Genomic DNA, 20,294 nt, shown 5'->3' on the forward strand with positions numbered 1-20,294 from the left:
ACTGACAGTGGCCCCGGGCCGCTACTTCCGCAGTGCCGACGGCTCCTGCTCGGCGTTCTCCGCCACCCGGCGCCGGACGCCGAACCAGCCGGCCACCAGCAGCACGGCGATCACGGGCACCAGCAGCACGGTCTTGCGGCCGACCTCCGCGTCGTTCCACATCAGGCCGATGACCGCCAGCAGGAAGGCGATCGTGACGATCTCGGTGACGGGGCTGCCGGGCAGCCGGAAGTGCGGCCGTTCGACCAGGCCCGCACGCGCCCGGCGCACGAACACCAGGTGGCAGATCATGATGATCACCCACGTGCTGATGATGCCCAGGGATGCCACGTTCAGGACGATCTCGAAGGCCTTGTTCGGCACGAGGTAGTTCAGCCCGACACCGAGGACGCAGACCGCGCAGGTCAGCAGGATGCCGCCGTAGGGAACCTGGCTGCGGCTCATCACGCCGGTGAACCTGGGCGCGGAGCCCGCCATCGCCATGGAGCGCAGGATGCGGCCGGTGGAGTACAGCCCGGAGTTCAGGGACGACATCGCGGCGGTGAGGACGACGAGGTTCATCACGTCACCGGCGGCCGGTACCCCGATGCCCGACAGCACCGTGACGAAGGGGCTCTCGTCGCCCGAGTAGAGCGAGCTCGGCAGCAGCAGCGCCAGGAGGACGACCGAGCCGACGTAGAACAGGGCGACCCGCCACATGATCGAGTTCACCGCGCGGGGCACGATCCTGTGCGGCTCGGCGGTCTCGCCGGCGGCGACGCCGACCAGCTCCAGCGCCGCGTAGGAGAAGATCACGCCCTGCATGACGAGGACCACCGGCATCACACCGTGCGGGAGGATGCCGCCGTGATCGGTGATCATGCCCATGCCCGGGGTCTGGCCGCTCACCTCGTGCTGGGTGGCGAGCAGGAAGATGCCGATCAGCATGAAGCCGACGAGGGTGGCGACCTTGACGATCGCGAACCAGAACTCCATCTCGCCGAAGATCTTCACCGAGATGAGGTTCACGGCCAGGACCACGGCGAGGGCGATCAGCGCGAGCACCCATTGGGGGATGCTCGTGAACATGCTCCAGTAGTGCGTGTACAGCGCGATCGCGGTGATGTCGGCGATGCCGGTGGTCGACCAGTTCAGGAAGTACATCCAGCCGGCGACGTAGGCGCCCTTCTCGCCGAGGAACTCGCGCGCGTACGACACGAAGGATCCGGACGAGGGCCGGTAGAGCACCAGCTCACCGAGTGCCTTGACGACGAAGAAGGCGAAGACGCCGGCGACGAGGTAGGCGATGGCGAGCGCCGGTCCGGCGTCGCGCAGGCGCCCGCCGGCGCCGAGGAAGAGGCCGGTGCCGATCGCGCCGCCGATGGCGATCATGTTGACGTGACGGGCCTTGAGGTCCTTGCTGTAACCGGCGTCGCCCGCGTCCGCGGGGATGGTCCCGGTCGCCTGGGGAGGGGCGGCGACCTGTGCCGTGTCGACGGCGTCCTTGCTCACGGGTGGTTCCACTCTCTGGTGCGCTCGGGCGGGGTGCGCCCGAGTCGTCCGTACGTGTGTCTCGGGCCCGCACCACCCAATGACGCGGCACAGACCAAGACGGCACCTTCCCACGACGCTGCGTGGGCATGCGGTGGTTCATGTCACACAGCGTGACTTCTCACAAGATCCACCGACGGTCCGCACAGGTCGGGCAAGAGGCGTGCGACAGGTGCGCGAGAGGTTTCACAGCACTGGTGAGACAGCGATACTGCTGCACATGACGACGACCGACACCGCGGAGCCGACCCTCACGATCGACGAGCTGGCCGCGCGGGCCGGCGTCACGGTCCGCACGGTCCGCTTCTACGGCACCAGAGGACTGCTGCCGCCGCCGGTGCTCGGTCCCCGCCGGGTGGGGCACTACGGCCGGGAGCACCTGGCGCGACTGGCGCTGATCGAGGAATTGCAGCACCAGGGCATGACGCTGGCCGCCATCGAGCGGTATCTCAAGCGGCTGCCGGACGACCTGAGCCCCCACGACCTGGCGCTCCACCGCGCGGTGGTGGCCTCCTGGGCGCCGGAGGCGGTGGAGCGCGTCACCCGCGAGGAGCTGGGCAGGCGGGCGGGGCGGCCGCTCACCGACGAGGAGGTGGAGCGGCTGGGGGCGATGGACGTCGTGGTGCCCGACGGCGACGCCTACCGGGTGGACGTCGGGCTGCTGCGGCTCGGCGTCGAGCTGCTCGACGTGCCCTTCTCCCCCGAGACGGTCCTCGCCGCCCGCACCGCCCTCCTGGAGCACTCCCGCGCCGCCGCGCGCGACCTGTCGCGGCTGCTGCGCGACGCGGTCGCCGAACGGGAGGCTCCGGAGGTGCGGTCCCTGTCCGCCCACATGCACCCGCTGGTGGTGCAGGCGCTGCTCACCACGTTCCAGCGGTCGCTGCGCGAGGAGCTGCGGGAGTGGCTCGACAAGGAGGCCGGTGAATGATCCGGCGGCTCAGCGGCCGTCCGTGAAGACCTCCCCCTTGTCCGCCTTCTCCACCAGCAGGGCGGGCGGCGTGAAGCGCTCGCCGTACCGGTCGGCCAGTTCGCGGGCGCGCGCCACGAAGCCGGGCAGGCCCCCCTCGTATCCGTTGACGTACTGAAGGACGCCGCCGGTCCAGCCGGGGAAGCCGATGCCGAAGATCGAGCCGATGTTGGCGTCGGCGACCGAGGTCAGGACGCCCTCCTCCAGGAGCTTGACGGTGTCGAGCGCCTCCGAGAAGAGCATGCGCTCCTGCATGTCCCGGAACGGGATCTCGTGTCCCGGCTCGGTGAAGTGCTCACGCAGGCCCGGCCAGAGTCCGGCCCGCCTGCCGTCCTCGCCGTACTCGTAGAAGCCGGCGCCGCCCGAGCGCCCGGGGCGGCCGAACTCGTCGACCATGCGGTCGACGACGGACTCCGCGGGGTGTGCGGTCCAGGTGCCGCCCGCCTCCTCCACGGCACGGCGGGTCTCCTCGCGGATCCTGCGCGGGAGGGTGAGGGTCAGCTCGTCCATCAGGGAGAGCACCTTGGCCGGGTAGCCCGCCTGGGCCGCCGCCTGCTCCACGGACGCGGGCTCGATGCCCTCCCCCACCATGGCGACGCCCTCGTTGATGAAGTGGCCGATGACCCGGGAGGTGAAGAAGCCCCGCGAGTCGTTGACGACGATCGGCGTCTTCTTGATCTGCCGGACCAGGTCGAAGGCCCGCGCCAGCGTCTCCTCCCCCGTCCGCTCCCCCTTGATGATCTCCACCAGCGGCATCTTGTCCACGGGCGAGAAGAAGTGCAGCCCGATGAAGTCACCCTGCCGCTCGACGCCCTCGGCCAGCGCGGTGATGGGCAGTGTGGAGGTGTTGGAGCACAGCAGCGCGTCCGGGGCGACGACGTGCTCGATCTCCTGGAACACCTTGTGCTTGAGCGAGGTGTCCTCGAACACCGCCTCGATCACCGCGTCACACCCCGCCAGATCACTCACCTCGGCGGTCGGCGTGATCCGCGCGAGCAGCGCGTCGGCCTTCTCCCGGCTCGTACGGCCCTTCGCCACGGCCTTCGCGCACAGCTTCTCGGAGTACGCCTTGCCCTTGAGCGCCGACTCCAGCGAGACGTCCTTCAGCACGACGTCGATGCCCGCGCGGGCGCACGCGTAGGCGATGCCCGCGCCCATCATGCCCGCGCCCAGCACGGCGGCCCTGGTGACCTTGCGGGGCTCGACCCCCTTGGGGCGGTTGGCCCCGGAGTTGACGGCCTGGAGGTCGAAGAAGAACGCCTGGATCATGTTCTTCGAGGTCTGCCCGGCGGCCAGCTCGACGAAGTAGCGGGCCTCGATGACCTGCGCGGTCTCGAAGTCGACCTGGGAGCCCTCGACGGCGGCGGCCATGATGTTGCGCGGCGCCGGGTAGGGGGCGCCGTTCGTCTGCTTGCGCAGGTTGGCCGGGAAGGCGGGCAGGTTGGCCGCGAACTTCGGGTGGGACGGGGTCCCGCCGGGGATGCGGTACCCGGGCCGGTCCCAGGGCTGGGCGGACTCCGGGTGGGCGTCGATGAAGGCGCGGGCCCTGGCGAGCATGTCCTCGGGGCTGTCGGCGACCTCGTCGACCAGGCCGTTCTCCTGGGCGCGGCGCGGGTTGTACTGGGTGCCCTGGAGGAGGACCTTCAGCAGGGCGTCGGTGATGCCGAGCATCCGGACGGTGCGGACGACGCCGCCGCCTCCGGGGAGCAGGCCGAGGGTGACCTCGGGGCAGCCGATCTTGGAGCCGGGCGCGTCGAGGGCGACGCGGTGGTGGCAGGCGAGCGCGATCTCGTAGCCGCCGCCGAGGGCCGCGCCGTTCATCGCGGCGACGACGGGCTTGCCGAGGGTCTCGATGCGGCGCAGGTTCCGCTTGATGGCCATGCCGCCGTCGAAGAGGTCCTGGGCGGTCTCCGGCGTGACGCGGATGAGGTCGCGCAGGTCGCCGCCGGCGAAGAAGGTCTTCTTGGCGGAGGTGACGATGATGCCGCGGATGGCGTCCTTCTCGGCCTCCAGGCGGTCGGTGACCGCCGCCAGGGAGTCGCGGAACGCCTGGTTCATGGTGTTCGCGGACTGGTCGGGGTCGTCGAGGACGAGGGTGACGACGCCGGTGTCGTCCTGCTCCCAGCGGATGGTGGTGGGCTCGGTGCTCATGAGGGTGTGCTCCAGGTGATCCGTCGTGGCCGTCGCGGCGGCCGTGGCCGGCCGTATCCGTCGTGTCCGTCGGGAGGGGTCAGATGCGCTCGACGACGGTGGCGATGCCCATGCCGCCGCCCACGCACAGGGTGGCGAGGCCGTAGCGCTTGTCCTGGCGCTCGAGTTCGTCGACGAGGGTGCCGAGGATCATCGCGCCGGTGGCGCCGAGCGGGTGACCGAGCGCGATGGCGCCGCCGTTGACGTTGACCTTGTCCAACGACAGGCCCATGTCCTTCGCGAACCGCAGGACGACCGCCGCGAAGGCCTCGTTGATCTCGACCAGGTCGATGTCGTCGATGGTCAGCCCCGCCTTGGCGAGGGCCTTGCGGGTGGCCGGGGCGGGTCCGGTGAGCATGATGGTGGGCTCGGAACCGGAGACGGCGGCGGAGACGATCCGGGCGCGCGGGCGCAGGCCGTAGCGGTCGCCGACGTCCTTCGAACCGATGGCGACCAGGGAGGCGCCGTCGACGATGCCGGAGGAGTTGCCCGCGTGGTGGACGTGGTCGATCTTCTCCACCCAGTGGTACTTCTGAAGCGCCACGGCGTCGAAACCGCCCAGTTCGCCGATGTCGGCGAAGGAGGGCTTGAGCTTGCCCAGCGAGTCGGCGGTGGTGCCGGGGCGCGGGTGCTCGTCGTGGTCGAGGACGGTGAGACCGGCGCGGTCCTTCACCGGGACGACGGAGCGCTCGAAGCGGCCCTCCTTCCAGGCGGTCGCCGCGCGCTCCTGCGAGAGGGCCGCGTACTCGTCGACGTCGCGGCGGGAGAAGCCCTCGATGGTGGCGATCAGGTCGGCGCCGATGCCCTGCGGGACGAAGTTGGTGGCGAGGTTGGTCATCGGGTCGTTGAACCAGGCGCCGCCGTCCGAGGCCATCGGGACGCGGGACATGGACTCGACGCCGCCCGCGAGGACCAGGTCCTCCCAGCCGGAGCGCACCTTCATGGCGGCCATGTTGACGGCCTCGAGGCCCGAGGCGCAGAAGCGGTTCTCCTGGACGCCGGCCACCTTGTCCGGCAGTCCGGCGGCGATCGCGGCGATGCGGGCGATGTCCGAGCCCTGGTCGCCGACGGGGCCGACGACGCCGAGCACGATGTCGTCCACGGCGGCCGGGTCCAGGCCGGGGAACCGGGCGCGGATCTCGTGGATGAGGCCCACGACCAGGTCGACGGGCTTCGTGCCGTGCAGGGCGCCGTTCGCCTTGCCGCGTCCGCGCGGGGTGCGGATCGCGTCGTACACGTACGCTTCGGTGCTCACTGGCAGGCCTTTCACTGAGGGTTGTGCACTGCGGGGTTCGGGAGGGACGCCGGGGACGGGCCCGGCTCGCGGGGCAGGTCCCAGTCCCGGGTCACGGACTCGGCGCCGTCGCCGGGCAGGGCGGGCCCGGTGCGTACGGCGGTGGGGGTCGCGGAGAAGCGGGGTGCGGGGGCCGGCTGGGTGAGGCCGTCGTGGTCGGTGAAGGTGGAGCGGGCCGCGAGGTGCGGGTGGTGCGGGGCCTCGCGCAGCGACAGGACGGGCGCCGTGCAGGCGTCGGAGTCGGTGAAGACGGCCGTCCACGCGTCGCGGGTACGGGTCTTGAACCGGGCGGCGACGGCCGCGCGCAGTTCGGGCCAGCGGGACATGTCGTCGCGGGCCGGTGCCAGGTCGGTGAGGCCGAGCAGCCGCATGAACTCGGCGTAGAACCGCGGCTCCAGGGCTCCGACCGCCATGTGGCGGCCGTCGGCGGTCTCGTAGGTGCCGTAGAAGGGGCAGCCGCCGTCGAGGAGGTTGGCGCCGCGCCGGTCCTGCCAGCTTCCGGCGGCGAGCATGCCGTGGATCATCGCCGAGAGGTGGGCGGTGCCGTCGACGATCGCGGCGTCCACGACCTGCCCGGTGCCATTCGCGCGCGCGTGGTGCAGGGCGGCCAGGATGCCGACGACCAGGTAGAGGGAACCGCCCGCGTAGTCGCCGAGGAGGTTGGCGGGGACCGCCGGGGGTTCGCCGGGGGCGCCGATCATGCCGAGGGTGCCGGTCAGCGCGATGTACCCGATGTCGTGCCCGGCACGCCGGGCGAGCGGGCCCTCCTGGCCCCAGCCGGTCATCCGGCCGTAGACGAGGCGCGGGTTGCGGGCGTGGCAGTCCCCGGGGCCGACGCCGAGCCGTTCGGCGACACCGGGGCGGTAGCCCTCGATCAGGACGTCGGCGCGTTCGGCGAGGTCGAGGACGCGGGCCGGTCCGTCCGGTGCCTTGAGGTCGACGACCACGGAGCGCTTGTTGCGGTTGGTGACGTCGCGGGCCGGGTCGATGCCGAGGCCAGGTCCGCCGGGGCGGTCGACGCGGACGACGTCGGCGCCCAGGTCGGCCAGGAGCATGGCGGCGAAGGGCCCGGGGCCGATCCCGGCCAGTTCGACCACGCGCACACCGGAGAGCGGGCCCTCGGCGCCCGGCTCCCGCGTCGTCGTCTTCGCTTCCGGCATCCGGCCCCCAGCTCTGTGACACAACCGATGTAACACCAGTGATGCTAAGAACGTGTTCCACTGGGCACAAGACCCGGGCGAGCAAGCGCTTAGCCCATTTTGGTGCAGGCTCCTCGCCGGGCCGCGCGATCCTCACGCTAGCCTCAGCCACCGGCAACGGCGCGTGCTGCGGACCCAGAGGTTGCCGACGGGTGACGGAGGTATGTCATGAGCAGGCTGAAGACGGCCGGCCGGCCGTACGACCTCGTGCTGTTCGGGGCGACGGGGTTCGTCGGCGAACTGACGGCGGAGTACCTGGCCGCGCACGCGCCGGACGGACTGCGCTGGGCGATCGCCGGACGCAGCGAGGAGAAGCTGCGCCGCCTGCGCGACCGGCTGACCGGCGCGGCCCCCGCCCCGAAGGTCGGCATGCTGGTCGCGGACGTGTCCGACCCCGGATCCCTGCGCGAACTCGCCGGGCACGCGCGCGTGGTGGCCACGACGGTCGGCCCCTACGTCCGCTACGGCGACGCGCTGGTCGCCGCCTGCGCGGACGCGGGCACGGACTACCTCGACCTCACCGGGGAGCCCGAGTTCGTGGACCTGACGTACGTCCGCCACGACGCCCGCGCGCGGGAGACCGGCGCCCGGCTGGTGCACGCCTGCGGTTTCGACTCCGTCCCGCACGATCTCGGCGTGTACTTCACCGTGCGGCAGCTGCCCGAGGGCGTGCCGCTGAGCGTGGACGGCTTCGTGACCGTCAGCGCCACGTTCTCGGGCGGGACGTTCGCCTCGGCGCTGGGCCAGTTCGCGCGCGGCCGCGCGCTGCGGGCCGCCGCGGTGGAGCGCCGCCGGCACGAGCCCCGCCTGGTGGGCCGCCGCGTGCTGACGCCGACGGGAGCGCCGCGGTTCGCCGGGGAGGTGGGGGCGTGGGCGCTGCCGCTGCCGACGGTCGACGCGCAGGTCGTGCGCCGGTCCGCGAAGGCCCTGGACCGCTACGGCCCGGACTTCCGCTACCGCCACTACGCGGCCGTGCGGCGGCTGCCCGTCGCGGTGGGCGGGGTGGCGGCCGTGGGCGCCCTGGTGGCGGCGGCCCAGGTGCCGCCCGCGCGGCGCCGGCTGTCCGCACGGCTCGCGCCGGGCCAGGGGCCGAGCGCCGAGCGGCGGGCGAGGAGCTGGTTCTCGGTCCGCTTCGTGGGCGAGGGCGGCGGCCGGAAGGTGTTCACCGAGGTCTCGGGCGGCGACCCCGGGTACGACGAGACGGCCAAGATGTTCGCCGAGGCGGCGTTGTGTCTCGCCCTCGACGCCCTTCCGCCGGTGGCGGGGCAGGTCACGACGGCGGTGGCGATGGGTGACGCGCTGATCGAGCGGCTGCGGGCGGCCGGCATCGGGTTCCGGGTGGCCGCGACCCGCTGACGGGCCGCCCCGGGAGGGGCTGCGGCGGTCCGGCGGCCGGGGCCTACCCGGACCACCCGGCGATCGTGTAGATCATCCCGCCGATCCAGGCCAGCGCCGCGCCCACCGCCAGCACCAGCCCGGCGACCACGGCTCGCTCCACGGGCCGTCCGGGCTCTGTCCGGTGCTGGGGTGCGCGGTGTGTCGTCATGCCGCCCACCCTGCCGGGGCCGCGAACGGCGGCACATCCGTCCGGATACTCAGATCCGCCTGAGCGCTCAGAACGGATGATTTGAGACTTTCCCGCACTCTCCCCGGTGCGGACGGCACCAACGCACCGCCAAGTGCCAACAAGGAGTTCAATGAAACCCTTGAAGGCATGAAGTTCCTTCTCGAAGTCACCATGGACGAGGGCGCGCTCACCGAGGACCCCGCGGGCGAACTGCAGCGGATCCTGCGGTACTGGGGCGGCAACCTGAAGCACTACGACATGCGGCCCGGCGACGGTTCGCCGATCTACGACTCGGCGTACCGGGAGGTGGGCCGCTGGACCGTTGAGGATCAGGCCGGTTAGGTGGCCGCCCGCAGGGCCGCGCGGCACAGTGAGTCGGCCCTGCGGGTGGTCTCCGGCAGCCGGTAGGCGGGCGCCAGGGCCAGTGTGTGGGCGCAGGCGTTGGAGAGGCTCACCCGGTGCCCGACGGAGACGAAGACCGGCTTCACGCCGTCGCGGGTACGCAGCGCACGGCCGACCTCCTCCGCGCCGGCGAGCAACGGGGACGTACTGCCGCGCGGCGCGTCCGGGTCGTCGTGGGTGAAGGTGAAGGGGTTCTTGGCCACGCCGATCGTGGGCAGGCCGGTGAGCACGCCCAGGTGGCTCGCGAGGCCGAAGCGGCGCGGGTGGGCCAGTCCGTACCCGTCGCACACGACCAGGCCGGGCGGGCAGGGCAGCGCCTCCAGGGCGGCGCGCACGGTCGGGATCTCCCGGAAGGCCAGCAGACCGGGCACGTAGGGGAAGGAGATCCGCCCCACGGCCGTGGCCTCGGCGACGACGGCGAGGGTCGCGGCGTCCAGCACGACGGCCGCCGCCGCGACGACGTCCCGTTCGTCGTCGTAGGCGACGTCCACTCCGGTCACCCGGCCGGTGCCGGGCGGCGGTCCGGGCTCGTCGAGCACCACGCGTGCGCGCAGTTCGTCCTGAACGGCACGGGCCCGCTCCTCGGTCGTGGGCCAGTCGGCGGGGATCTGCACGGTCACGGTCGTCATGGTGGCCGCAAGCCTACGGGAGCCCGCACCGGGCCCTTCGCCACGACGACGACGCGCGCGCCGGAGCGCTGCCGGGAGTGGCCGACGCGTCAGGCGCGGCTCACTTTCCCGGCGTCACTTGCCCGGCGTCACTTGCCCAGCGCCTTGCGCAGCTCGCCCTTGTTCATGCTCGAACGGCCGTGGACGTCACGGCGCTTGGCCTCCTGGTACAGCTGGTCGTAGGTGGGCCCCTGGGGTCCCTGGCGGTTCCCGGACCGCTGGCCGCCGCGCTTGCTCGGCGACTTGTCCTGTGTCGACGTGCGGCTGGCGGTCTTCGACTCGCCGGACTGCGCGCGCTCCTTGTTCACCGTCCGCGCGGCGATCTCCTCGGCGCGGCCGGTGCTCTCGCCGCGGTCCTTGGCGCTCTTCTTGATGTGCTCGTACTGCCGCTCCCGTTTGGAGTTCGAACCGCTCGGCATGTCCGCTCACTTCCTCTCGTGCACGGCTCACGTACAGCGAACGGTTACCCACGTTACGGACAAACACCCCGGCCCGCCCGGTGTCAGCGCTCCAGACGGGCGACCCGGCCCTGCTCGCCCGCGGCCCAACAGCCCAGGTCCGGGGTGCAGTCCACGGTGTCGTAGGACCCGGTGTCCACGGTGCGCCAGGTGCGGCCGCCGTCCGTGGTGAGGTCGGTGCCGGTGGGTCCGACGGCGAGGGCGGCGGTGCGGCTGTGCGGGAGCCAGGCGACGCCGGAGCGGTAGGCGGGCGGCGGCCGGTCGGCGGGGCGCCAGGTGCGGCCGGCGTCGGCGGTCCGGGCGGCGGCCCGCGGGGAGGCCTGATCGGGGCGGTAGTCGCCGCCGACGGCGAGGCCGTGGGCGCGGTCGCGGAAGGCGAGGGCGAAGACGCCGCGGGCGGGGTCGCCGGCCGGGACCGGGGCGTCGGTGGCCGTCCAGGTGAGCCCGCGGTCGGCGGAGTGCAGCACGCGCGCGCGTGCGGCCCCGCCGGTGGCCAGCCACACGTCCCTCGGCCCGGCGGAGACCAGGCACTGGCCACTGGCGGCGAACCCGGCCTCCCCCGCCTGCGCGGCCGGCATCCCGGCGTCGGGCAGCACCTGCCACGAGCGGCCGCCGTCACTGGTCGACAGGATGCGGAACTTCCCGTCCACCGGGTCGCTCATGGCGAGGCCGTGCCGGCGGTCGAAGAAGGTGAGGCAGTCGTAGAAGGCCCGTACGTCGGTGTTGCGGAAGGACTCGGTCCAGGTCGCGCCGCCGTCTTCGGTGCGATACACCCGGGACGCCTCGCCCTCGCCGATGGACAGGGCCACGGCCCGGCGGGCGTCGAAGGCCTCGATGTCCCGGAACTCCAGGTCGCCGGCGCCCGGCGGGGAGACGTCGCGCCAGGTGCGGCCGCCGTCGGTGGTACGCAGGACGGTGCCCCGGGTGCCGGCCACCCAGGCGGTGTGCCGGCTGACGGCGGCGAGCCCCCGGAACCGGACCTCGGACACCCCGGTGTCCTTCACGTCCCACTGCGGTCGCTGGTGCGCCTGGGCGGGTACGGCCGTCAGCGCCGCCAGCGCCGCCGCGCAGACCGCCGCCGCGAGCGCCACCCGCCCCGTACGCCTGCCGCCGGTTCGACCGGACCGTACCGTGCGTCGCGTGCTTCCCAAGCGCCTCATGGCGGGCGAAGCTAGCCCACCTCCCGGGCGCCGTCCAGAGGGCGTCGGCCAGTACCCGGGCGCTACGCGCGCGTGGCGCCCGGGTGACTCAAGTGCCCTTCGGGGCAAGCGGGGAGAGCCGGGTCACAGCCGCGCATGAACGCGGTGACAGAGGTCACTCGCTCCTCGTGTGCACGGATGGGCTGATTCCGACGTCTCTTCCAGTGCCCGGCCCGCACCACCCCCGAAGCCCGTCCAGCCGTCACGAGGGAGCAAGGCGTTGTCCACCGTCATCGATCAGCCCGTCGAGGCGCGTCTCGTCGCCGCCGCGCCGCGTATGCCGAGCATCCCCGCCACCCTGCACTACGACCGCAGTGACCCGTTCGCCGTCCGTATGACCTTCCCCGCCCCGGCCACCCTCGAGGGCGTGGAGGTCTGCTGGACCTTCTCCCGGGAGCTGCTCATCGCCGGGATGCGGGAGCCGAACGGGCACGGCGACGTCCGGGTGCGTCCCTACGGGTACGACCGCACCGTCCTGGAGTTCCACGCGCCCGAGGGGACCGCCGTGATCCACGTGCGCTCGGGCGAGTTGCGCCGGTTCCTGCACGCCGCCGGCGAGCTGGTGCCGGTGGGTCTGGAGCATCTCCAGCTGGACCTGGACCACGATCTCGCGGAGCTGATGCGCGGGAGCTGCTGACCACCGTGCCGGGTTCCGCGTCGGCGGACGCTCAGCCGCCCGCCGGCGCCGACGTCCGCGCGGTCTCGTCGCTCACCGCGCCCCACACCTCGTCCACGATCCTCCGCATGCCGGGCGCCGCGCTGCCGCACCGTCCGGTCAGCTCCGCGATCCGGTCCCGGTCGCGGGCCGCGCTCCCCGCACCCTCCGGGACGCCCAGTCCGGCGGCGGCCGCCAGCACGGCCGTGGCCGCGTCCCGCTCGGACAGCCGACCGGCGGGCAGCGTCCCCTCCAGGACGTGCCGCGCCTCCTCGCGCAACGCCCGCGCCACGGCGACGCGCTCGAGCACGTAGTCCACCGACGGGAACACGCCGAGCACCCGCTTCCGCTCCGCACGCACGTACCCCTCGGCCACGAGCTGCTCCCGCGCGGCCTCGTAGGTGACCCGGGCGTACAGCCGCACCCAGGTGCGCCACCGGTGCGGCATCGACTCGCGGACGAGTTCCAGGAGGCCGTCGAGGACGGCGTCGCCGGTGCGGGAGTCCAGGTCGGCGGGCGTCACGATGCCCTCGTCGTCGGTGAGCAGGCCGCGCCGGGCCAGTTCGGTGAGGGCGCCGGCGCGCACCAGGTGGTGGACCCGGGCGGTGTCGGCGGCCGTGGTCCGTGCGGGGTCCCAGGCCAGCAGGCAGAGCCGGGCCGGCAGTGAGAGCGAGCCGTTGGGCACGGGGCCTCCTCGGGGTCCGCGTAAATGCGTTGACAGGCCGATCGGTGTCTTTTAGTTTCGACAGCGCTTCTGTTGCCGCCGATTGGAGAAGGACGTTGCTCGTCTGAGGTCCTGAGACACCGCCTCACACGTATCTCACGTGTGGGCGCCGCGTGCGACCTCGGCGTTCGAGCCGTCCGTGCCTCCTTGCGGAGCAGGGCTTCTTTCGTGCCCTCCCTCGTCCGACGGTGGCCGCCCGCTTCCGGTGTCTCGATACGCGTTTGCCCCTGACCGCTTCGAGCAACCGCGGAGACCCCGTATGTCTACTTCCCCCATTTCCCTCGCCTGTACGTCCCTGTCCTTCGCCTGGCCCGACGGCACCGCCGTCTTCGACGGGCTCGACGTCGCCTTCGGCCCCGGCAGGACCGGCCTCGTCGGTGTCAACGGAGCCGGGAAGTCCACCCTGTTGAAGCTGATCGCCGGACGGCTCACCCCTGCGGGGGGCACCGTCCGGGTGGCCGGCGAGGTGGGCTACCTGCCGCAGAACGTCACGCTCGACACCGCGCTGCGGGTCGACGAGGCGCTCGGCATCGCCGGGCCGCGCGCCGCGCTGCACGCCATCGAGGCGGGCGACGCGAGCGAGGAGCACTTCGAGACCGTCGGCGACGACTGGGACGTCGAGGAACGCGCACTGGCCGCGCTCGGCGAGCTGGGGCTCGGCCACCTGGGGCTCGACCGCACCGTCGGCGAGGTCTCGGGCGGCGAGTCGGTGCTGCTGCGCCTGGCCGCGCTGCTGCTGAGCCGGCCGGACGTCCTGCTCCTGGACGAGCCCACCAACAACCTCGACGTGTACGCGCGCAAGCGGCTGTACGCGGCCGTGCGGTCCTGGCCGGGCGTGCTGGTCGTGGTCAGCCACGACCGCGAGCTGCTGGAACTGGTCGACCAGATCGCCGACCTGCGTTCCGGCTCGGTCACCTGGTACGGCGGAAACCTGTCGGCGTACGAGGAGGCGCTGGCCGTGGAGCAGGAGGCGGCCGAGCGGATGGTGCGGGTCGCCGAGTCCGATCTGCGCAAGCAGAAGCGCGAACTGGCCGACGCCCAGGTCGTCCTGGCCCGGCGCAAACGCTACGGACAGAAGATGTACGACACCAAGCGCGAACCCCGGGCGGTCATGAAGCTGCGTGCCCGTACGGCGCAGCAGTCGGCCGGCAAGTACCGCATCATGCACGAGGAGAAGCTGGCCGAGGCGAAGGAACGGCTCGACGACGCGGTGGAGGCCGTGCGGGACGACGACGAGATCCGCGTCGACCTGCCGTACACGGCCGTGCCGCCGGGCCGGACCGTGCTCACGCTGCGGGACCTGGAGCTGGCCCACGGCGCCCGCGTGGAGGGCGGCTTCGATCTGCACGGCCCCGAGCGGATCGCGCTGCTCGGACGCAACGGCGCGGGCAAGACCACGCTGCTGCGCACCATCGCCGGGGAACTGGAGCCGGTGGCGGGCGAGGCGACGGCGCACGTGCCGCTGCGGTTCCTGCCGCAGCGCCTGGACGTCCTCGACGGCGAGCTGAGCGTCGCCGAGAACGTGGCCCGGTTCGCGCCGGGCGCCACCAACAACCGGATCCGGGCGCGACTGGCGCGCTTCCTGTTCCGGGGCACCCGCGCCGACCAGCAGGCGGCGACCCTGTCCGGCGGCGAACGCTTCCGGGCGGCGCTGGCGGCGCTGATGCTGGCCGACCCCGCGCCGCAGCTGCTGATGCTGGACGAGCCGACGAACAACCTGGACATGGCGAGCGTGCGGCAGCTCACCACGGCACTGGAGTCCTACGAGGGGGCGCTGATCGTGGCCGGCCACGACCTGCCGTTCCTGGAGTCGCTCGGCATCACCCGCTGGCTGCTGTTCGAGGAGGGAGAACTGAGGGAGACCACCCCGGAATCCGTCGGACGTCCGGCCTAGCGTCCCCGAGCGTCTCAGGAGGGCCACGAGGGGGCCGACGGGGGTTCCGCCGGGCCGGGTCCCCGCTGCATGATGGCGAAACCGGCGCCGCGCAGGGGGCGCCGGTCCCCCGGCCACGATCCGCGCCGCGTGCGCACCGATGCGAAAGGTCCCGCGTGCCCAGCAAGAAGGCTCTCGTCCGCCGTCCCGGTCCCCGGCTCGCCGAAGGGCTGGTGACGCACATCGAGCGGGAGAAGGTCGATCACGGCCTCGCCGTCGAGCAGTGGGACGCCTACGTCGAGGCCCTCGGAGCGCACGGCTGGGAGACGCTGGAGGTGGATCCGGCCGACGACTGCCCGGACTCGGTGTTCGTCGAGGACACGGTCGTCATGTACCGCAACGTCGCGCTGATCACGCGGCCCGGCGCCGAGTCGCGGCGCGCGGAGACGGCCGGTGTCGAGGAGGCCGTGGCCCGGCTCGGCTGCTCGGTCAACTGGGTGTGGGAGCCGGGCACGCTGGACGGCGGCGACGTGCTGAAGATCGGCGACACGATCTACGTGGGCCGCGGCGGGCGCACCAACGCGGCCGGTGTCCAGCAGCTGCGGGAGGCGTTCGAGCCGCTGGGCGCCCGGGTCGTCGCCGTGCCCGTGAGCAAGGTGCTGCACCTGAAGTCGGCGGTCACCGCGCTGCCGGACGGGACGGTGATCGGGCACATCCCGATGACGGACGTGCCGTCGCTGTTCCCCCGTTTCCTGCCGGTGCCGGAGGAGTCCGGGGCGCACGTGGTGCTGCTCGGCGGCGGCAGGCTGCTGATGGCGGCGAGCGCGCCGAAGACGGCGGAGCTGCTCGCCGACCTCGGTCACGAGCCGGTGCTCGTCGACATCGGGGAGTTCGAGAAGCTGGAGGGCTGTGTGACGTGCCTCTCGGTCCGGCTGCGGGAGCTGTACGTCTGAGCACGGCGCGGAGGACGGCTCCCCGGCCCGGACCTGCGGGTCTCGGAGCCTTGCCGCACCCCGCCGGACGGCTGCTGATCAGCGACCTTTACAGTGCGTTTAACCTACGCCCTCGTAACCTACGGTTTCGTAGCCTACGATCCCGTAGGTTCCCGGCACCGCTCGCCGGCTGCTCCGCACTGTCGCACGTCCCCTGGAGTTCTCCGTGACGATCGTCTCCCCGCACCTCGGCACCTCCGCCGACTGGACCGACGCCCGGCTGCTGTACGCGCTGGAGGAAGTGGTCGAGAAGGAGCTCAACCGGCATCTGAAGGTCGCCAAGGACTGGATGCCGCACGAGTACGTGCCGTGGAGCGACGCGCGGAACTTCCCGGGGATCTTCGAGGACGGCGAGGCCTGGGAGAAGGGGCAGTCGAAGGTCACCGAGATCGGCCGGATCGCCCTGGTGGTGAACCTGCTGACGGAGGACAACCTCCCCAGCTACCACCACGAGATCGCCAGCCTCTTCGGCCGCGACGGCGCCTGGGGCACCTGGGTGCACCGCTGGACCGCGGAGGAGGGCCGGCACGGCATCGTGATGCGCGACTACCTGCTCGCCTCGCGCGCGGTCGACCCGGACCAGCTGGAGCAGTTCCGCATGGCCCACATGAGTGAGGGCTTCGAGTCGGACAACCGGCACTCGATGCTGCACTCGGTGGCTTACGTGGCCTTCCAGGAGCTGGCCACCCGCATCTCGCACCGCAACACGGGCCACCAGTCCGGCGACCCGGCCTGCGACCGCATGCTGGCCCGCATCGCGACCGACGAGAACCTGCACATGGTCTTCTACCGGAACCTGCTCAAGGCCGCCTTCGAGCTGGCCCCCGACCTGACGATGCAGGCGGTCCGGGACGTCGTGGTCAACTTCCGGATGCCGGGGCACGGCATGCCCGGCTTCGAGCGGGCCGCCGCGCAGATGGCGATCGGCGAGGTCTACAACCTGCGCATCCACCACGACGACGTGATCCAGCCCGTGCTGCGCTTCCTGAAGATCATGGAGATCGACGGCCTCGGCCCCGAGGGGCAGCAGGCGCAGGACGAGCTCGGGCTGTACATGGGCGGGCTGGACGCCGAGGCCGCCAAGTTCGACGAGAAGCTGGCGGCGCGCAAGGCGCGGATGGCGGCCCGCGGGGCGCGCTGACCGAGCCCGGTCCCCTCGCACCCTCCGCATCCGGCCCCCGCACGCCCCTCCCGGCGCGCGGGGGCCGGCGTCATTCGTGGACCGTCGTCTCCTCCAGTGCCGCGTCGCGTACGTCGGGGACGGGGTGGCGGCGCAGGGTGCGCAGCAGTTCGCGCCAGGGCGCGGGCCAGTCCTCGCGTTCGCCGAGCGCGCCGGTGACGGCGACGGCCAGGAGTCCCTGGGCGTGGCCGCCGTGCCCGGCCAGCTCCCCGGCCTCGGCGAGCAGCGCCGCGGCGTCGCCGGGCGACTCCCGGCTCCGCAGGCGGTCACCGATCTCACCGGCGATCCGCGCGGCGAGTACCGGGCGGTCGGTGCCGACCAGGGCGGCCACCCGGTCCAGGCGGGGCGGTACGGCGGTCAGGTCGGCGTGGCCGGCCGCGAGAACGGCCGCCTGCGCCACGTGGGCGTCGTACCCCGCGAGCAGTTCGGCGGCGGCCCGGGCGGCCGGGCGGACGGCCGCCCGGGGACGGAAGCCGTGCGCCCCGAGACCGACGGCGAGGTACTCGACGCGCTGCCGGGCCGGGCGGTCCCGCCGCTCCCCCGCGTCGTCGTCCGCGCCGGCGTCCGTCGCGGCCAGCGTGCGCAGGGTGTCCAGCAGGGCGGAGAGTCCCTCAGGAGCGCTCGACGCGGCGTTGATCAGCGCGTTCGCCGCCGCGTGCCAGGTTCCGCGGTTCGTGAGGTCCGTGACGGCCCCGGCCAGGGTCCGGGCGCCCTCGGCCGACCACGGGGCCCACAGGCCCAGGGCGTGGAAGGCGAGGAGCGCGGTGGCGCGGTCGTCGGTGCCCGCTACCTCGCACACCAGGCGGGCGTACCGGGCGCGACGGTCCTCGGGCAGGTCCTGCGGCACGGCCCGCAGCAGGGCGGCCCGCAGCACCGGAGCACCACCCGCGGCGTCGTGCAGCAGGTCCCAGGCCTCCTCCCGCGCGAGCAGCCCGGTCGTGCGGGCGACACAGGCGGCGCGTACGTCGGGGTGGGTCCCCGGGCGGGCGTAGGCCCCGGTGATCAGGGCTACGGCGTCCGGCACCGGGAGGCGGACCGCGGCGAGCCGGACCGCTTCCTTGCGGCTGGTCACCTTGGCGTCCGGGGCCTCCAGTACGTCCCGCAGGGCACCCGCGAGCCGGGACGGGCGCGCCTGCCGGGAGGCCTGGCCGACCGCGTAGACGGCGACGCGGGCCCGGTCGCCGCCGGCGTGTGCCAGCAGCTCGGGCACCGCCTCGGCGGCCCGGTCGGTGCGGGCCAGGGCGGCCAGCGCGGCCTCGGCGAGGACGACGGCCGGCGATCCGGTCCAGCGGCGTACGAGGCCCGCGCCCTCCCCGGGCACGGCCGCGGCCCGCGTGACGGCGTTCGCGCGGGCGTGCAGGGGCAGTCCGGCGTCGGCGGCCAGGGTGGCGCACTGCCGGAGCAGCGCCGCCTGCTGGCGCGGCACCCACCGGCTCACCTCGTGCGCGGTCGCGGGCACGGACCAGGGGGTGCCCTTGGTCAGGAAGCGGCCGTAGGGCGGGGTCTCGGCGAGCAGCGGGTCGAGCAGGTCGGTGCGGCGCCGGACGACCACGGCGCGCACCGGCGCCAGCGCGGCCGCCGACGGTTCCCGGGCGAGGACGCGGGCCACGCGTTCGTCGCGGGTGGCGGAGGGTTCGAGCCACAGGCCGATCGCGGTGCGCGCGGTGGTGTCGTTGCCGTAGCGGACGGCCTGCCACAGCAGGTCCTGGAGTTCGGCCATGCCGGCGGCTCGCCGGCCCACCGCGCGGGTCAGCGCGAAGGCGAGGCCGTAGTCGGCCTTCTCGGCGCCCGCCTCGATCCACGGGCGCAGCGCCTCGTACACCTGGTGCTCCTGGCCGCGCCGCAGGGTGCGGTCGAGGCGGCCGAGGTCGGCGCCGCCCGTGGTGCCGGATATCCGGACGAGGGTGCGCAGCGCCCAGTTCACCAGCGTGCGCGTGCCGCCCGCCGCGTGCTCGCCCAGCACGGCCAGGGCCAGTTCGCCGAGGGCCCGGCGGGTCTGGGGCGAGGAGTCGCGGGCCTCGACGGCGTCGGTGGCGAGGCGGGCCAGGTGGGGTGCGGCCTCCTCGGTGAACAGCCCGGGCGGGATGCCGCGCGCCGCCCGGAGCGCGGTGCTCCGCACCGGGTCCTGCTCGTTGCGCAGCCGCGCCATGTCCTCCAGTACGGCGGTGACGGCGGCCGGGTCGCCGGAGCGTGCGGCGTTGCCGGTCAGCAGCAGCCAGGCCCGGGCGCGGTCGTCGGCGTCCGGACGCCGGGTGGCGGCCAGCAGGCGGTCGTGGGCCTCGGCCACGGGGAGGAAGGACTCGGCGAGGAGGACCGTGTTCTCGTGCGCGCCCGCCTCCCGTGCGCGTGCGGCGGCCTCCCGGGCCTCGTGCGCGGCGTGGCGGCGCGGCAGCACTTCGAGGAGCGCCTGGTCGACGCCGGTGGTGGCGCCGGTCCCCCGCCCTTCGCGCACGGCCGTCCACAGGGCGTGGCGCCGGGCGGGCGGGAGTGCCTTCAGCAGCTGGGGCAGGTCGCCGAAGGGGAGCAGGGACCTGGCGTAGGCGTGGAGTTCGGGCGAGTCGGTGCGGGTCAGCCGGTACAGCACCGTGCGTCCCAGCCCGCGGACGCCGACGGCACCGGTCCAGGCGGGCGTGTGCAGGAGGCGCAGCACGCGCCGCGGGTCGGCGCCGGCGAACGCGGGGAGGTGACCGCGCAGTTCGTGCGGCAGGCGGCTCGGTCCCCGCTCCTCCAGCAGCCGCAGTACCCGCGCGGGCTCGGCGGGCGCGAGCGCGGCCACCGCGGGCGCGTACCGGCTCCACCAGGCGTCGCGCAGGGACTCGGGCCGCGCGGCCAGCTCCGTCTCCAGCGCGTCGAACAGCGTCGTGCGGTGCCGCCCGGCGAGCGCGTTCCAGGACTGGACGGCGTGCAGGAGGCCGGGCAGCAGACGGGCGACCGTCGGCGCGGTGCAGCCGGGCAGCAGACGGGTCGCCTCGGTGTCGCCCCAGTCGCGGCGCACTCCGTCGACCAGCCGGTCGGCGAGGCCGGGGCGTCCGCCGCCTGCGACGGCACGCAGCAGACCCCGGCGGACCGCCTCGGGGGCGTCGGAGAGTCCCGCCTCGAAGGCGGCGTCGGGCACGCCCAGCGTGCCGGCCATCCGCAGGGCATGGCCGCGCACGTACGGGTCGGGGTCGGCGATCCGGTCCGCGATCCACTCGGTGTCGCGGACGGCGGACGCGGCGACGACGGCGAGCCGGCGTCCGTACGCTCCGTGCCGCTCCAGCTCGGCGAGCAGCGGCCGCGGATCCGCCGACCGGCGCGTGCGCGCCACGAGTTCCCGCATGCGCTGCGGGTGGGCGAGCGGATCGAGGGCGTGCAGCAGGCTTTCGGCCTCGTGCTGTGCGGCGGGTCGGGGCATGC

At 73.5% G+C, this 20,294-nt stretch carries 17 protein-coding genes; 7 read left to right on the forward strand and 10 right to left on the reverse strand.

The window, feature by feature from the left end:
- Positions 1-21 precede the first annotated feature (21 nt).
- A complete protein-coding gene (locus Sco07f_RS20100) occupies positions 22-1,491 on the reverse strand; it encodes an amino acid permease (RefSeq protein ID WP_054101869.1) in 1,470 nt (489 codons plus the stop codon).
- A gap of 259 nt (positions 1,492-1,750) precedes the next feature.
- On the opposite strand from Sco07f_RS20100, the gene Sco07f_RS20105 reads away from it, so the two are divergent.
- Positions 1,751-2,458: a MerR family transcriptional regulator gene (locus Sco07f_RS20105; protein WP_244942079.1), complete on the forward strand. Its 708-nt coding sequence runs from the start codon at positions 1,751-1,753 to the stop codon at positions 2,456-2,458.
- A gap of 9 nt (positions 2,459-2,467) precedes the next feature.
- Here the strand turns inward: Sco07f_RS20105 and Sco07f_RS20110 are convergent, their stop codons facing one another.
- The 3 genes from Sco07f_RS20110 to Sco07f_RS20120 form a co-directional block, all read right to left on the reverse strand.
- Positions 2,468-4,648, reverse strand: a complete 2,181-nt coding sequence (locus tag Sco07f_RS20110; protein ID WP_007389061.1) for a 3-hydroxyacyl-CoA dehydrogenase NAD-binding domain-containing protein — start codon at positions 4,646-4,648, stop codon at positions 2,468-2,470.
- Positions 4,649-4,727: 79 nt separating this feature from the next.
- Complete coding sequence (locus Sco07f_RS20115) at positions 4,728-5,942, reverse strand: acetyl-CoA C-acetyltransferase (RefSeq protein ID WP_108988656.1); 1,215 nt, start codon at positions 5,940-5,942, stop codon at positions 4,728-4,730.
- Positions 5,943-5,953: 11 nt separating this feature from the next.
- Positions 5,954-7,141, reverse strand: coding sequence for a CaiB/BaiF CoA transferase family protein (locus Sco07f_RS20120; protein ID WP_108988657.1), 1,188 nt, complete (start codon positions 7,139-7,141; stop codon positions 5,954-5,956).
- Positions 7,142-7,348: 207 nt separating this feature from the next.
- Between Sco07f_RS20120 and Sco07f_RS20125 the strand changes: the two genes are divergently transcribed.
- On the forward strand, positions 7,349-8,536 hold the full coding sequence (locus Sco07f_RS20125; RefSeq protein ID WP_108988658.1) for a saccharopine dehydrogenase family protein: 1,188 nt from the start codon (positions 7,349-7,351) through the stop codon (positions 8,534-8,536).
- Between the two features lie 43 nt (positions 8,537-8,579).
- Here the strand turns inward: Sco07f_RS20125 and mmpA are convergent, their stop codons facing one another.
- Positions 8,580-8,726, reverse strand: coding sequence for a morphogenic membrane protein MmpA (gene mmpA, locus Sco07f_RS20130; protein WP_007389902.1), 147 nt, complete (start codon positions 8,724-8,726; stop codon positions 8,580-8,582).
- 168 nt (positions 8,727-8,894) lie between these two features.
- On the opposite strand from mmpA, the gene Sco07f_RS20135 reads away from it, so the two are divergent.
- A complete protein-coding gene (locus Sco07f_RS20135) occupies positions 8,895-9,089 on the forward strand; it encodes a hypothetical protein (RefSeq protein WP_108988659.1) in 195 nt (64 codons plus the stop codon).
- On the opposite strand, the gene Sco07f_RS20140 is transcribed toward Sco07f_RS20135, so the two are convergent.
- The 3 genes from Sco07f_RS20140 to Sco07f_RS20150 all read right to left on the reverse strand — a co-directional run bounded on the left by Sco07f_RS20140 (position 9,086) and on the right by Sco07f_RS20150 (position 11,366).
- Positions 9,086-9,778, reverse strand: a complete 693-nt coding sequence (locus Sco07f_RS20140; protein WP_007389901.1) for an endonuclease V — start codon at positions 9,776-9,778, stop codon at positions 9,086-9,088. The genes Sco07f_RS20135 and Sco07f_RS20140 overlap by 4 nt on opposite strands.
- A gap of 128 nt (positions 9,779-9,906) precedes the next feature.
- On the reverse strand, positions 9,907-10,236 hold the full coding sequence (locus Sco07f_RS20145; RefSeq protein WP_007389900.1) for a hypothetical protein: 330 nt from the start codon (positions 10,234-10,236) through the stop codon (positions 9,907-9,909).
- 83 nt (positions 10,237-10,319) lie between these two features.
- Entirely contained in the window at positions 10,320-11,366 is a 1,047-nt protein-coding gene (locus tag Sco07f_RS20150; RefSeq protein ID WP_108988660.1) for a WD40/YVTN/BNR-like repeat-containing protein, read from the reverse strand.
- Between the two features lie 328 nt (positions 11,367-11,694).
- On the opposite strand from Sco07f_RS20150, the gene ssgD reads away from it, so the two are divergent.
- Positions 11,695-12,111 (forward strand): spore wall synthesis regulator SsgD, encoded by a 417-nt coding sequence (gene ssgD / locus Sco07f_RS20155; protein WP_007390087.1) that lies wholly within the window; start codon positions 11,695-11,697, stop codon positions 12,109-12,111.
- Positions 12,112-12,142: 31 nt separating this feature from the next.
- Here the strand turns inward: ssgD and Sco07f_RS20160 are convergent, their stop codons facing one another.
- Positions 12,143-12,814: a GOLPH3/VPS74 family protein gene (locus tag Sco07f_RS20160; RefSeq protein WP_167468162.1), complete on the reverse strand. Its 672-nt coding sequence runs from the start codon at positions 12,812-12,814 to the stop codon at positions 12,143-12,145.
- 298 nt (positions 12,815-13,112) lie between these two features.
- Between Sco07f_RS20160 and Sco07f_RS20165 the strand changes: the two genes are divergently transcribed.
- The 3 genes from Sco07f_RS20165 to Sco07f_RS20175 all read left to right on the forward strand — a co-directional run bounded on the left by Sco07f_RS20165 (position 13,113) and on the right by Sco07f_RS20175 (position 16,859).
- On the forward strand, positions 13,113-14,747 hold the full coding sequence (locus Sco07f_RS20165) for an ABC-F family ATP-binding cassette domain-containing protein (protein WP_108988661.1): 1,635 nt from the start codon (positions 13,113-13,115) through the stop codon (positions 14,745-14,747).
- Between the two features lie 155 nt (positions 14,748-14,902).
- Positions 14,903-15,679 (forward strand): dimethylargininase, encoded by a 777-nt coding sequence (gene ddaH, locus Sco07f_RS20170; RefSeq protein WP_007389047.1) that lies wholly within the window; start codon positions 14,903-14,905, stop codon positions 15,677-15,679.
- 205 nt (positions 15,680-15,884) lie between these two features.
- Positions 15,885-16,859 (forward strand): acyl-ACP desaturase, encoded by a 975-nt coding sequence (locus tag Sco07f_RS20175; protein ID WP_007389046.1) that lies wholly within the window; start codon positions 15,885-15,887, stop codon positions 16,857-16,859.
- 70 nt (positions 16,860-16,929) lie between these two features.
- Here the strand turns inward: Sco07f_RS20175 and Sco07f_RS20180 are convergent, their stop codons facing one another.
- Positions 16,930-20,292, reverse strand: a complete 3,363-nt coding sequence (locus Sco07f_RS20180) for a hypothetical protein (protein WP_087788722.1) — start codon at positions 20,290-20,292, stop codon at positions 16,930-16,932.
- Between the last annotated feature and the right edge of the window lie 2 nt (positions 20,293-20,294).

The organism is Streptomyces coelicoflavus (assembly GCF_003112555.1).
Lineage (GTDB): Bacteria > Actinomycetota > Actinomycetes > Streptomycetales > Streptomycetaceae > Streptomyces > Streptomyces coelicoflavus.

What these genes read in the sequence shown, in the direction of transcription:
- Sco07f_RS20105 (WP_244942079.1), top strand. Translation starts at nt 1,751, where the DNA reads ATGACGACGACCGACACCGCGGAGCCGACCCTCACGATCGACGAGCTG.
- Sco07f_RS20110 (WP_007389061.1), bottom strand. Translation starts at nt 4,648, where the DNA reads ATGAGCACCGAGCCCACCACCATCCGCTGGGAGCAGGACGACACCGGC.
- Sco07f_RS20120 (WP_108988657.1), bottom strand. Translation starts at nt 7,141, where the DNA reads ATGCCGGAAGCGAAGACGACGACGCGGGAGCCGGGCGCCGAGGGCCCG.
- Sco07f_RS20125 (WP_108988658.1), top strand. Translation starts at nt 7,349, where the DNA reads ATGAGCAGGCTGAAGACGGCCGGCCGGCCGTACGACCTCGTGCTGTTC.
- mmpA (WP_007389902.1), bottom strand. Translation starts at nt 8,726, where the DNA reads ATGACGACACACCGCGCACCCCAGCACCGGACAGAGCCCGGACGGCCC.
- Sco07f_RS20135 (WP_108988659.1), top strand. Translation starts at nt 8,895, where the DNA reads ATGAAGTTCCTTCTCGAAGTCACCATGGACGAGGGCGCGCTCACCGAG.
- Sco07f_RS20140 (WP_007389901.1), bottom strand. Translation starts at nt 9,778, where the DNA reads ATGACGACCGTGACCGTGCAGATCCCCGCCGACTGGCCCACGACCGAG.
- Sco07f_RS20145 (WP_007389900.1), bottom strand. Translation starts at nt 10,236, where the DNA reads ATGCCGAGCGGTTCGAACTCCAAACGGGAGCGGCAGTACGAGCACATC.
- Sco07f_RS20165 (WP_108988661.1), top strand. Translation starts at nt 13,113, where the DNA reads ATGTCTACTTCCCCCATTTCCCTCGCCTGTACGTCCCTGTCCTTCGCC.
- Sco07f_RS20180 (WP_087788722.1), bottom strand. Translation starts at nt 20,292, where the DNA reads ATGCCCCGACCCGCCGCACAGCACGAGGCCGAAAGCCTGCTGCACGCC.